The sequence below is a fragment of the Actinoplanes aureus genome (assembly GCF_015704865.1).
Taxonomy (GTDB): Bacteria; Actinomycetota; Actinomycetes; order Mycobacteriales; family Micromonosporaceae; genus Actinoplanes; species Actinoplanes aureus.
The window spans coordinates 50,083-61,348 of the sequence record NZ_JADQTO010000041.1 but is presented as its reverse complement, the minus strand read 5'-3'; the positions used below and the strand labels follow the sequence as shown (position 1 = coordinate 61,348).

The window sequence follows — 11,266 nt, the reverse complement described above, 5'->3', positions numbered from 1 at the left end:
ATGCTTCGGCAGCACGTAGACGGCCTGGATCTCGCCCACCCGCCGAGAATCTGTATCGGAGTCGCGGCACGGCGAGACGTAAATGAATCCCACGACACCGTCAACCGGATGTTCCGCGACGAGAGTTCCGGTAGGTGCATGATCCGATCGAAGATGCTGGGCCCATATCTGCCGGCGTCGCGATAGATCAAGCTGATCGAGGTGAGCCTGGGGGAACTGCCCGCGGTATGCCTCCTGCGAGGTGTGTACGTGCACCACAGCAAGCGCATCAGCGTCGTCCGCGGTTGCCACTCTGACAATCACGGCAGCTATCGTGCCATCTACGAGCCGGCGCACTGATCTCGGCAGTTCAGCACGCCGACCGGCAGAGGGCGCCGACCACCGAGCGTGACTGCACGTCGTCTCCAGGCGCGCACGGACGGCGGCAGATCCGGATACGCGCGCCTGGCTGCCGACGGGCGGGGAACTACGGCGTCCTTGCCATTCGACGCGGACACGCCAATGTCATCGGTCGAAGTCAACGGGATCTCCGGCTCGAAGCGGGACGACCGCTAATCCGGCAGCGCCGCAGTAAGGTCGACCTCGACGAGCTGTCCCTGGTAGCCGAGCGACGCTACACCCAGCAGCGTGCTGGCGGTGGTGAAAGCTTCAGCCAGTGGTGAGGCGTTGAGTTGGCGCCACACCGCGGACAGGACTCCGCTGTCCGAGCTCACCACGTAGACGACCGACCGGACCACGTCGGCGGGCACGGCACCGGCGGCCTCCAGTACAGCAAGGCAATTCGTGATCACCTGCTCGGTCTGCGCGGCGTGGTCGCCGGGCTCGCCGACCACTTCTCCAGAGAGACCAAGCGGACACTGGCCGGCCAGGTGAGCGAGTCGGCCAGCGTTCGAGATCGTGACGTGGCTGTAGCCAGCCGGCTCATGAACGGTGGCCGGGTTGAACTTGTCAATCATCGGCCCATTATCGAGACCCGCGCGGTCGGTGAACATCGATTAACCGACGCCCCCCACGCTCGGCTCGGCGGCGTTGGAAACGACACCTGGCATCGCCACCCATTGTGCAACGACGCACGACTTTCGGCACGAGGGTGCGCCTGCCACCGCCAGCGGTCGTGGCGCCCGTAGCGCGCGACTCGCGGCCCCGGCACCGGCCCATCGGCCCCGATCCCGCCGGCTCGTTGCCAGTTGAGAAAGATTCATTGTCAGCAGCAGCGCAGCGGTTGTGTCCGAAGGCGGACGACCGTAGTGCGAAGCGGTCGGGTGCTGCTAGTGAGGTGCGTATGGGAACCGATCCCGAGGCGCGGCGGCGGCTGGAGCAGGGTCTCCGGCGCCGCGTGGTGGAACGGCAGGAGCAGTGTGCCGCCAACTGGCAGCACGCCGTCCAAGTCGGTCAAGCGCTCGACCTGGGCGAACCGCTGGGCATCTATCACGCCGAGGTGATCCCTGCGCTGAGCGCTCGCCAGGTGCTGCGCATGCTTCTACCGATCCCCGCCTTCCTGCTCGTCGTCTTCCTGCTCATGGTGTGCGCGCCGGACGCGGCGATCCCGATCCTCCTCGTCTCGCCGTTCCTCATCGGCGCCTACGCCGTGAAGTGTGCCCTGGTCACGCGGCGCGGCCGGTTCACCCGATGGCTGTACGGCTATGCCGGCGGCATGGCCGAGGTCGACCCTGACGGCCGGCCACGGGTGGTCCGCTGGGACGACGTCACCGACGTGGTCGACGAGTGGGGTTCGGCCGGCTCGGAATCGCAGGCCGTCTGGTCGTACGAGGGGTTCCGGCTCACCACCGCCGACGGCCGTACCGTCTCGTTCACCGCGAGATACGAGAACGCGCTCGACCCGTACGGCCCGGCCGGCGGGAGCATCGCCGCGGTGACGCCGGCCGCGGTCGGCGACGCCATCCCGCGCTTCCTCTCGCTTGCCGACCTGATCACCGGCCAGGCCGTGACCCGGGTCGTGGCGCGGCAGGTCGCGGCCGTCCGCGCTGGCGCGGACTTCGTACGCGGCGACGTCCGGGTCACCCGCGACGGGATCGCCGGCCCCAAGGGCGCAGCGATCACGCCGTGGGCCGCGATCGAACGGATCGAGCTGCGGCCCGGCCGCGTGAAGGTACGCCCGATCGGCGGTAGGGCCCGCAACTACGACAACTACCGGGACGGATCCGGGTACGCGGTCCTCTGCCGGCTGCTGGTGGCGCTCGGCGTGAACGCGTCGTTCGAGGCGAGGGGATGAGACAAGTCGCAGCGGAACGACGGCGGATGCGGCACCGGAGGCGCCGCATCCGCAATGTCTACATCCAGACACCTTTTGTGGTCAGGGTCCGGCTGAGGTGGGTGGAGATAGACCTGTTCCGGTGAGGTAGCCGTCGAGCAGGCCGGTGCGTTATCGCATGCGTTTAAACCGGTTCTTCACGGCGGCGGTCAGATCCTTCGGCAACCGGTTCCGGCCAGCCGCGCAGCAGACGCACAAGCTCACTGACTGGCGCTGCCGGGTTTTCCGCAAGCCCGCGTAGTACCAGATCCCGTTGCACGCGAACGAGCGTAGGCAGCTGGTCAAGCGAACTCCGACTACGGCTCGTCTTGTGCGCTTCGGCGGCCGGCGCGCACGGACTGCGGCCAGATCAGTAGGCCTTCCGAACGCACCACTAAATCGTCGATGCTGATCCGATGAACGTAGGCATGCGGTAGAGATTGCGTTCGACGTGGCAGGATCGCCGCCGATCAAAACGAAGCCTTGTCGCTGTTATCGCCGGCCACAACGGCACGGTCGGGTCAGATCGCTACTGGAGGCGGCCGCGGCTGCAGCAAAGCGGGCCAGATGGTCAGTAACGACCGGTGACATCGGGCGTCGTACTCGGTGCGCGTGTCCGTCTTACTCGGCTCCACGTGGACTACGTGATCACCTGACGCGCGAACCGCGCGGTTCAAACAGTCGGCAGCACGGCCTGACCACAGTGATCGGCTTCTTGTCGGCCGGGTCGGCGGCGCGGCGGCACCGCTACGGATACGACCTTAACGAGATGCCGGCCAGCGACTGGGCGGCACGCCACACGGTAGTAGTCCAACCGGGTCATTGGCCCCTTCAGCATGTCGTCGAGTCGCCTGTAAGCGGTTGCTCCGGATCCCGCTGGCGGAGGTCTGCGGCCAGATCGGCAAAGGTTTGCCTGCGCTCGGACAACGCTGTCTCGCCGGCCTGGTGGTAACAGGCGAGGCCGTGCGGCACGTCGTTCATCACGTAGCCGTAAATGATGGCAAGATGCCCGTACGCCTCCGACGTCGGCGTACGGAGCCACGGTGGGTCACCGCCGTGCTCATAGCGGTTAATCACAAATCTCAGGTGCTTGATGGCCTCGGCCCGTTCACGCTTGTCCTCACCGGCCAGCAGACGGCAGACGCCGATGCGGCCCATCCCGTAGTGGGCGCGCGCCTGTACATCCGGCACGTCCGGCTCGGCCGGTCCGGTCAAGACCGCCTTGTATATGCCGAGCGCCCGGTCCAAGTGGCGGAGGTGGGCCGGCTGAAAGTTCCCGCAGGAACGAGCGCCTGCCTGGTAGTTGACCTCCGCCAGCCCGAGCCGCGCCCGGGCATACGTGGGGTCGACCACGAGCGCGTCTTCGTAGTAGCGCCGTGCCTCTTTATACGTGGAATCCCGGCCGAGGCGGCCCTTGATGTTGCCGAGCATGACCAGTACCAGGCGGCGGGTGAGTCGCTCGAGGTGCTGGTGCTGTAACGGCGTCAGGGTGGAAGCCGCGGTGTCGTACTGGCGCGCGGTGTACTGGGCGACCGCGTGCAGGATCCGGACGTACGCGTCGGCCTGTTCCGCAGCTGAGGTCAGTAGATCCCGGTCGGCGCCGGCCTGGCTGAAGTCGCCGATGTCCAACTCGTCGAAGGCCTGGTAGCCGGAAAGTTCCGCGGCCTCCCCCAGCCTGCTGCCACCGATGCTGACCTCGAGTCGAACCGTGGTGCGGTGAACGCGCGGGCTCAGTACGAACGAAACGGCCACGTCGCCGTCCTTCGCCTTCCGTACCTGGTCAAGCACGTCGGACCGGCCCGCCGTCAGCTCGGCGATGTCCGATTGGCAGGGGCTTCCGACTTCGGCCAGCGGATCGTTCTCGAATGCGGCGATGATCCGGCGGTGCAATGAGGTGTGGATCCGTTCTGCCAGGCGCCGGGCGCGGCGCAGCCCGATGTCGCCGGCGTCAGCTAAGTCGATCGCAGGCGGCGCCACCACGATGTTGTACGGTGCGGCGAGCGGTTTGTCCGGGCGCATCAGCATGGGCGGTAGGCCCAGAGATCCGTGATGTCCGAAGGGGCGCCGGCCATCGTGGACAGCACCGCGGCCACGGTGATGGCGACGTAGTAACGTGCCTCCACCCGCCTCAGCCGGGCTGCCCATCGCCCGCCGCCGGTTTCCGCAGGCGGGTCCGCTGAGCGCGGGTCCGGGTCGTCACCCGGTCGGATGGACTCGACATCGCTCGTCACATCCTTACTAACCAAACTTCTGGCCGACCCGATACTTCAGTTATGCGTCCGACCGGGAAGAACCGTTCGTGGGTGGCGGCCGGACTTCCGGTCATGGTGACGACGGCATTGTTGGCGGGCGTCCGCGTGCCGGACACCTTCTCACACACCGAATCGTCCGGGGAACGGACCGTGCGGCTCGTCGTCGCGAAGCCGAAAAAGAAGCACGGCCCGCTGAGCCGCCGGACAGCCGCCCCCGCAGGTGTATTGGCGCAACTCAAGTACTTCACCGGCGTCCAGGGCTGCATGCCCGACGTGCTCGACATCTGCTTCGAGTCCGTCGAGGGCACAGCGAGCACCATGATGGCGCCCAGCATCAACAGACTGGACATTGTCAACGCCGTTCCCGACGAGCCGCTCACGGTCACCGCCACGGCTCCGTCCGGCCGGATCGTCCGGACCTGGCGCCTCACGTCGGAGCGGACCAGTGAGACGCTGACCTTCCGGATCCTGCCCTGGGACGAGATCGGCGAGTATCGCTTCACGGTGTCGCAGCAGTCTCGCGGAACGTCGAAGACGGTCCAGGTCTCGCGCCAGGCACAGCCGTCGCTGATTCCGCTCCTCCGTGACCGGGACGCGACACGGTTCCCCAAGACCACCCCGCGAGGGAAGACGTTCCGGGTGGCGGTAGGCGGCTTCCCGCCCCGTTCGACGGTGCCACTGCGCGTTTACCGCTGGGAAGGCAAGGACGCGTTCCCGACGTACCTCACCTCGCACCCGGTCACGGTCGACACAACCGGCGCCGGTGTCTGGGAGCTTCCCACCTACAGCGGCGACCCGGCTGGCTGGTACGCGGTCACCCACGAACGCGCGTGGAACAGGCCGCACAGCCGCTTCGGGGGCCAGGCATACCTGGCCTTCTGCTTGGCCTGCTGATCGGGAGAGACATCTGCCGCGCCTTTCGTTTTCAACGCACGCAACAGCTCGCCGCCGAATTGGAGAGATACGGGCTGCTTGACGGCTGATTTCTGCTTGACGGCCGATTTCAATCCGCATGCAAGAAAGCTGGTCTTCCAGCGCTTTCGAGTATTGACGGCGCTGTCGTCGGCTGACGCCCTCTCATCGGCTAGTTCAGCATGCCGGCAGCCGCTTGGAGGCCGACCCCCGAGCGTGACCGCCTGGTGGATCAACTCCCGCGGGTGCTTGGCGGCATGAGGGTCAATCGTGGATCGCTCAAGCATGTATAGGCGAGCCCTGTCCCGGGCGGCCGCGTCTCGGCTCGATCGATCAACCACTGCTCCAATACCGAGGGGACCCTGCCGACCAGCGCCGTGCCGGCCACCGATACCTGCGGCCCGCACAGAGCGTCGACTACAACGCCCGCAAGCCCGTCATCCCGGTAATAGAGATGCAAGCCGAACGTTTGTAGATGCACTTCACGACTGTGGATACGTTCGTACTCGCAGCCCACTGGTGTTGGCGCCTCTCAACCTCCGTCGCGACGGCTGCCATCGCACCAGCCACTTCTTCCGGGCTCATTCCAAAGCGCAGCGGGCCCATCGCCACGAAGGGCTCCAACGCCCACTGCTGCCGTTCTTCATCCGGCAGCACATGCCACCACCCCTTGAACATCATCGTGGAGAATACGACAGGCACCTAAGGGTGGTGCAGTGCTACGGCGGCGCCTAGCATCACGCGACCGGACGCACTCAACTCGGCACGAGTGCGTGGCGGCCTCCTCGCTGGCCGCCCGGAGCGTCACGGCTACGCGAAGCGCCGCGCACAGCCGGCGGCAGATCCGGATGCCGACTCCAAATGGTCAGTAAGGTTACTGAGGTCCTGGCCAGTCCCGCCTGAGGGTCCTGGTCGACTCGGCGTTGGCCCCTTTGATCGTAAGTCCTGCCGGTACTGGCGTGATTCAGCGCTTCAAGTTGTGGTGCGGCCCAAGAGTCATTCGTAGCCTTGGCAGAGAGCTGCGGGAATACGCTTCGTGACATGCATGGTCGTGGGGTCGAAGGCAATGTCAAGCGGACCGTTGTCGGTAGCGATGCGCACGGAGCCGGCTTCGACGGACCGGATGCCGGCGTAGTCCCCAGATTCCTCCGAGAACAGGCAGCCAGCGTACGTGTTCACGTTGCGCAAGCCATCTCGGTCTTGTATGACGATGTCCCAGCCGTCCTCGCCGATCACAGATTCCCAGTGGAAGACCTGCACCTGATAGTGGCCGTCGGCTGAAGAGCCGCGGTCGACCACGTCGCCACGCCCCGAGTAACCGGTGTCGAAGACGTACAGGGCCGCCAGCGCAGTCGCTAACAAAACCGCGATGCCGGCCAGTGGCCATAGCTGGCTTCGTCGGCGTTTCACGTGTCGCAGCAACTCCCGCACCGTTGACATCCTTCAAATGGTCACGCAACGACATTGATAATGTTTACCCCGAGGTTTCGCATTGAGCGTCCGCATGTGGTCCGGTCAGCTCAAACGCCAGCGGAGTATAGGGCCGTCAGGTTCCCTGGCACCTCGTCTGACCCGTCGAGGGTGAGCAACCACTGGAGTAGCGCGCCGGGAAACTGCGGGACGAGGGCGACTACCGCTCGGGCGCGCCGCTCCTCACCGACCGCGCAGTCGCCGGCACCGAGGTGGCGCGGCTGGAGACAGTCCGTATCGCTGCCGAGGGAGCGCACTCACAGCGGCCACAGCGCGTACTGCCACCTCGAGCAAGCACTACGGTCAGTCACGGTCAGTCCCGGCGGCGGACATACGCGCACGGCGGCAGATCCGGTCATCGGAGTGCCGATCCTGCGCAGAACGCCGGTCCGGGTCGGATTGCCAACGACTGCTGCTCCGGTGCGCCCGTCTTGCGCTATGAGCGCGCTGCGGCGGCTGCGGCCGGTGGACTCGACTACCGGGTGTGTTATAGGTCAGTGGCCGCGGCGGAAGTCTGCATCGCAGTAACCGCGTGTTCGCTCTCGATCCCTCTGCCTGCTTCACCGTCGGCGTCGACTTCAGCTCGGGGAGGCCCGCCCAGGCCCGCACCCGCCCACCCCGGCGCGCAGTGCGCCGCGTTGCGCGAGGTAGATGACGTGCTCGCGTTGGCAGTGCAGGGCGTCGGCAGTGATCACGGTGTCGCGCAGGCCGCTGATCTGGTCGAGCAGCGGCGCAAATCGGGTGATCTCGTTGGTCTTGCCGTCGACGTCGATGCTGGCCAGGACCACACAGATGGCCTGGTCGCAGGCGGTCATCGTGTGCCGGGCGGCGGTGTCGGTGGTGCGGGAGCCGCGCAGGGTCTTGCCGTCGACGGCGATCGTCCGGCCGGCCGTCGTGGTGGTGGTGGCCCGACCGGCGAGCCAGACACTGATCGCCGCGGTCAGTAGCTGCGGGTCCATGGCCTGCAACAGCCGACGGATCATCGCCTCCGACGGGCGCCGGTCGGCAGTCATGCCCAGGGCCAGCGCCGTTGCCGCCGGCACGTCGGCGACCCATCCGGCGATCGCGGCGTACGAGCGGTAGCCGGCGACCACGGCACACACGGCTGCGGTGACCACGACCGTCAGCCGATGCCGGACACCTCGCCTGGCACGTGGATCAGGCAGACCGGCGAGCGCTTCGGGCAGCCCACCAGCGGTTTCGACAACGGTCAGGGCCGGTGCGCAGGACAGGGACGATCAGCGATGATGGCAGCGCGGCCATGACTCACTTCGGGCAATCAGCATGGCGTAGAGAACCTTGATGATCTTCTGAGCCGGTCATGCCCGTCTTGCTGCCATCAACAACGGCGCTTCTACTCCAAGCCTCACAAGTCAGACACCGTCACGATCTTGCCGGGGCCCTGCCCGGCCGGGGCCGGTGACGGTGCGTGGACAAGTCGGCTCAAAGGCACGAAGCCAGAGTCAGACCAAGGGTCACACGCACGGCCACCAGACCACAGCCCAACACCATCAGGCTGCGACAATGATCCTCACAGTCAGCCCAGGATGGCTCGGATGACCGCGGTGTCCCCGTCCAGTTCCAGCAGGCGTACGACGTACCCTCCCGGTTCGGGCTCGGCTCCGGGTTGGTCGCATCCGACTCGCCCGCCGCCGTCGGCGTGTACCGCCACAGTGCACCCGGGCCCTGCCATGAAGCCGCCACCGCCACCCCTGCCATTGGCGTCGGTCAGTCGCACACTGACACCGTCATCCTCCATGTAGGCCGACACCGTCCACCTGGCGAGTGGGAATTTTGACCGAACCGGAGAAGGACACTTTGCAGTTGCCGTCGGCACACCCCGTGTACTTGGTGCCGCCCTCGCTCGGCGCCTCCGTCTTCTGTGGCGCTTTGGGTTTCTGTGTCGCTTTGGGTTTCTGCGCCGCTTCGGCCTCCCGTGACTCGTCCACGGTGGGGGAGGAAACGGAAGGTTCGGCGTCACCGGGACTTGGGGAGGAAGCAGCGCGGGAGGCGGTCGCGGTAGCGGCGGTGTCAGGGCTCGACGGCGTGGCATCGGACGACGATTCCGCCTTGGAGCCGCAGCCGGCCACGGCCAAGACCAGTAGTAGCGCCCCGGTCGCTGTGCGTTTTGTGGAGGAAGGCCGGCAATGCCGCATGCGCCGAGTCTAGCGGCCCGACTTTGCCGGAGCCCTGGCCCACACCCCAGGGCGAAGGCCAGCCGCCTCACGTCGATCTCGTTCCATTGGAAAGCGACTTTCTCAGCCTACCCTGTTCCTTGCCGAATCTTCGGCGTCAGGACTTTTGCAGTCGTGAGCCTGGCATGGGCCTGATTTAATTCCAACGTACCAGGTAGTCAGGTGCGCGTATGGGTGGCGCTCTGGTTGTTCGGACTCGCCCCTCGCTGCTTTCAAGTGTCCGAATATCCCGCTGGCCGCCGCTATTAGGAGAAGCTCGACCAAGGCGCTGCCAGCTATTCCGACGAGAGCGCCTGCGATGAATAGATATGAGTTCTGCCGACTTTCGATCGAGTCATCAATAACCTGCGCGTAGGGCGGTTCCTTGAATCCGGGGTTCCGCCATGTGAGAACGTACGGATAAGACGTCCTAAATGATGATCCGCTGAGGGACAAACCCGGGCGAAGCTGGCCGGCCTCGATTACACATGGGTGGAAGTTCTTCGGACTGGCCGCACAAAACGGGAACCGCAAATCGGCTGTCGCTCCCTTTAGTTCGCCGATCGGTCGAGCCCATGCGCCGTTGACGGTCACCCGATGCGTTCCTTTAGGTATAGTTACAGCGAGAGTTTGAGCAGGATTCTCCTGCGATACGCGGTGGTCATCCTTAATAAAAAAGACGTCCTTTTCGATCCCATTCGAGTCCGTGACGTGCATACGCACATTGGCGAGTACGGCGTCGTCTTGACTGTTGATATAGAGCGTTCGATTACTGAACCAGTCGTCGTCAAATTCGACAATATAGGTGGCTTTCTGAGACCTCGCCAATTGCGAAAGGTTCTGCCAGTCCGGAACCAGGACTATGACGTTGGCTTTCAGATTTGGAACGTCTACGCTTTCGGCTCCACCTCCTATTTCAACTGAAATGGTTCCGTGAAAATAAGATGATGGCGTGCTGGGGTTCGCCGCGAAGAACAGGTACGCGGCCGCCGATGTTGCCAGAACCATTGCGACAGCCATGATCGCCGCTCCAGTGGCTGCAAGGAACCGTGTAGAGCGCCGAGCGGCGCTGCCCAATATGCTCACTTGGCGCCCCTCTCGTGTAGCACACATCTTGGCAGCTCGACACAAGGCATGCGGGGTACGAAATCGTGTTAAACAAGGACAAATGCCCGGGTTGATCGGCTATCCGCTCATCGGCAGTTCAGGGCGTCGTCTAGGCGCCAGGTCGGCCACGGAACGTAACGGCCCGTCATCGGCCAGCGCGCACGATCGACGGCAGGTCCGGAAGCGGTCCAAGCGCCGACTCCATCCGGTCGCTGCGCCCGGGGCGGTCGACTGGGTCTGCCAAACCCCAGGTTGGCGATGACGGCGGTGAGTTCGCGAGCGTTACGCAGGTACGGAATCCACATACGGCAACGCCATCGATGCTCATGGCGAACCGGCGCACGGCAATGGGACTTCACCGCCGATCACGTGTGGGAAGATCGCGGCATGCCGGATGCCAGGACCGCCGATGAACTCGTCGCGTTGGCACTCGGTGTGTCCGAGGAGGGGATGCAGGCCGGGGAACTTCCTGTCGGCGCGGTAGTCGTGCTGGGCGAGGAGATCATCGGCCGGGCGTACACCCAGGAGCGGGCCCAGGGCCGAAGGCTGGTTCACGCCGATCTTCTGGCCATGGAGCAGGCCGACCGGCACCTCGGCTGGAAGCCCCGCGAGAATCCGCTGATTCTCGCGATCACGCTTGAGCCGTGTCTCATGTGTCTCGGTGCCGCGATGGCTCTTGGCGTATCCCAGGTCTTCTACGGTCTGGAGGCGCCCGATGACGGAGCCAGCGGCGTCGCCGCTGTGTGGCAGCCGGCCCGGCGGAGCCGGTGGTTTCCGTCGGCGGGAGTGTCGGGACCAGTTCCGGCGCTACGCGGCGACCGCCGCGAACGCGTCACTACGCCAGTACGCCGCAAGCATGTCAGCCCTACCGGACAACCTGACCCAGGCGTGAGTAACCAATCGAGCCGCCTCCACCTTGCCGCCGCCCCGAAGGGCTACCCGCCGCCCGGGCAGGATGGCGTCCGCTCATCGGCAGATGTTGGCGTACGCGTTCTGCCGCAACGGCGAGTACCCCGACACCTTCAACAGCCGGTCGGCCGGCGGGGGTAGCACAGGCGCCGACCGCGGTCGACACATCTCTCACGGACTCCGCTCTTCGG

General features: G+C 65.5%; 10 protein-coding genes. 3 read left to right on the top strand and 7 right to left on the bottom strand.

Features of this window, described 5'->3' with window-relative positions:
- A partial coding sequence (locus tag I4J89_RS50570) for a GNAT family N-acetyltransferase (protein ID WP_507236534.1) occupies positions 1-303 on the bottom strand: 303 nt, incomplete at its 3' end.
- Positions 304-551: 248 nt separating this feature from the next.
- Positions 552-956, bottom strand: coding sequence for a RidA family protein (locus I4J89_RS45230; RefSeq protein WP_196420416.1), 405 nt, complete (start codon positions 954-956; stop codon positions 552-554).
- Positions 957-1,282: 326 nt separating this feature from the next.
- Between I4J89_RS45230 and I4J89_RS45225 the strand changes: the two genes are divergently transcribed.
- On the top strand, positions 1,283-2,233 hold the full coding sequence (locus I4J89_RS45225) for a hypothetical protein (RefSeq protein ID WP_196420415.1): 951 nt from the start codon (positions 1,283-1,285) through the stop codon (positions 2,231-2,233).
- Positions 2,234-3,082: 849 nt separating this feature from the next.
- Here I4J89_RS45225 and I4J89_RS45220 read toward each other — a convergent pair.
- A complete protein-coding gene (locus tag I4J89_RS45220) occupies positions 3,083-4,276 on the bottom strand; it encodes a tetratricopeptide repeat protein (protein ID WP_196420414.1) in 1,194 nt (397 codons plus the stop codon).
- 248 nt (positions 4,277-4,524) lie between these two features.
- Here I4J89_RS45220 and I4J89_RS45215 point away from each other — a divergent pair, with 248 nt between their 5' ends.
- Positions 4,525-5,397, top strand: coding sequence for a hypothetical protein (locus I4J89_RS45215; RefSeq protein ID WP_196420413.1), 873 nt, complete (start codon positions 4,525-4,527; stop codon positions 5,395-5,397).
- Between the two features lie 435 nt (positions 5,398-5,832).
- On the opposite strand, the gene I4J89_RS45210 is transcribed toward I4J89_RS45215, so the two are convergent.
- From I4J89_RS45210 to I4J89_RS45195, 4 genes are all read right to left on the bottom strand, one after another.
- The gene (locus I4J89_RS45210) at positions 5,833-6,117 is read right to left on the bottom strand and encodes a hypothetical protein (protein ID WP_196420412.1); all 285 of its coding nucleotides are present in this window, start codon (positions 6,115-6,117) and stop codon (positions 5,833-5,835) included.
- Positions 6,118-6,411: 294 nt separating this feature from the next.
- Positions 6,412-6,846: a hypothetical protein gene (locus tag I4J89_RS45205; protein ID WP_196420411.1), complete on the bottom strand. Its 435-nt coding sequence runs from the start codon at positions 6,844-6,846 to the stop codon at positions 6,412-6,414.
- Between the two features lie 617 nt (positions 6,847-7,463).
- A complete protein-coding gene (locus I4J89_RS45200; protein WP_255521981.1) occupies positions 7,464-8,072 on the bottom strand; it encodes an ISAs1 family transposase in 609 nt (202 codons plus the stop codon).
- Between the two features lie 1,071 nt (positions 8,073-9,143).
- The gene (locus I4J89_RS45195; protein ID WP_196420410.1) at positions 9,144-10,079 is read right to left on the bottom strand and encodes a hypothetical protein; all 936 of its coding nucleotides are present in this window, start codon (positions 10,077-10,079) and stop codon (positions 9,144-9,146) included.
- A gap of 345 nt (positions 10,080-10,424) precedes the next feature.
- Here I4J89_RS45195 and I4J89_RS52140 point away from each other — a divergent pair, with 345 nt between their 5' ends.
- Positions 10,425-11,216, top strand: coding sequence for a nucleoside deaminase (locus I4J89_RS52140; RefSeq protein WP_373688211.1), 792 nt, complete (start codon positions 10,425-10,427; stop codon positions 11,214-11,216).
- The last annotated feature ends 50 nt before the right edge of the window (positions 11,217-11,266 follow it).

Excerpts from the sequence above, each read along its gene's own strand:
- I4J89_RS52140 (WP_373688211.1), top strand. The coding sequence starts at position 10,425 with ATGACGGCGGTGAGTTCGCGAGCGTTACGCAGGTACGGAATCCACATA.
- I4J89_RS45195 (WP_196420410.1), bottom strand. The coding sequence starts at position 10,079 with ATGGCTGTCGCAATGGTTCTGGCAACATCGGCGGCCGCGTACCTGTTC.
- I4J89_RS45225 (WP_196420415.1), top strand. The coding sequence starts at position 1,283 with ATGGGAACCGATCCCGAGGCGCGGCGGCGGCTGGAGCAGGGTCTCCGG.
- I4J89_RS45230 (WP_196420416.1), bottom strand. The coding sequence starts at position 956 with ATGATTGACAAGTTCAACCCGGCCACCGTTCATGAGCCGGCTGGCTAC.
- I4J89_RS45215 (WP_196420413.1), top strand. The coding sequence starts at position 4,525 with ATGCGTCCGACCGGGAAGAACCGTTCGTGGGTGGCGGCCGGACTTCCG.
- I4J89_RS45220 (WP_196420414.1), bottom strand. The coding sequence starts at position 4,276 with ATGCTGATGCGCCCGGACAAACCGCTCGCCGCACCGTACAACATCGTG.